The sequence below is a fragment of the Bilifractor sp. HCP3S3_D3 genome (genome assembly GCF_052063915.1).
GTDB lineage: Bacteria > Bacillota > Clostridia > Lachnospirales > Lachnospiraceae > Bilifractor.
Window position 1 is genome coordinate 1 of sequence record NZ_JBQHWP010000049.1, and the last position, 1,099, is coordinate 1,099.

Genomic DNA, 1,099 nt, shown 5'->3' on the forward strand with positions numbered 1-1,099 from the left:
CGTACGTACCGTTCGGTATACGGCGGTTCAATAGTTTACACGAACTTTCAGATAGTGGGCTGATAAGGATGGATATCCGAGTCTGTCCACTATTATTGTTTTGGTGAGCGCTGAGTTGAGCATCGACGCCGCCCTCCACGTCCCCTTCCTACAGTTAGCCATTTCGCGTACCTTCCATTCTGGCAGACGCAGTGCTCTCAGCATCTTGTACCTCGTTCGCACTCCTTTCCATTGTTTCCAGTACACTGCCCGGATTCTGTGCCGTAGCCACTCATCCAGTTCCTCCATAAGTCCCTTCATGTCCGCATACCGGAAATGGTTTATCCACCCTCTGACAGCATCATTGAGTTTCTTCTCCCTCACCGGATTGCTCCATTTGTTCCCTCTGGCGGTTAACATCCTCAGCTTGTTCTTGAATTTCGCTACCGACTTCGGATGCACCCGGAATCGGCATTTCCCCATGTAGCGGTAGAAACCGTATCCCAGGTATTTCACCTTGCTGATATGACACACTGTAGTTTTTTGAAGATTGACTTTCAGAAAGAGTTTTTTCGTTATGAATGGCACTATGTTTTCCAATGTACGCTCTGCGCTCTTCCTGCTCTTGCATAGAATCATGCAGTCGTCAGCGTATCGTACGAACCTGTGTCCTCTTCGTTCCAGTTCCTTATCCAGCTCGTTTAGCATGACGTTTCCACACAGCGGACTCAGCGGACCACCCTGCGGTACGCCCTCTTCCGTTGGATGGAACCCGCCATCTTCCATAACCCCGGCCTTCAGATATTTGTGAATCAGTGAGATCACACGCCCATCATTGATTGTCCTCGACAGCACCTCAATAAGCTTGCTATGGTTGACAGTGTCAAAGTAAGCCTGCAAATCCATACTGACTACGTACACATAACCTTCTTCAACGAATTGCTTGCATCTCTTGATAGCATCATGCGTACTTCTTCCCGGCCGGAATCCGAAACTGTTGTCTGAAAACTGCTCCTCGAAGATGGGTGTCAGCTCCTGCGATATCGCCTGTTGGATCAGTCTGTCCACGCACGACGGTATGCCTAACTTCCTGACCTTGCCTTTCTCCTCCTTGGGTATC

At 49.4% G+C, this 1,099-nt stretch carries 1 protein-coding gene; it reads right to left on the bottom strand.

Annotated features, from left to right (window positions below; genetic code table 11):
- Positions 1 to 27: 27 nt before the first annotated feature.
- Positions 28 to 1,099: group II intron reverse transcriptase/maturase (gene ltrA, locus ACTNDI_RS13955; protein WP_441101568.1), on the bottom strand; the 1,072-nt coding region annotated here is incomplete at its 5' end.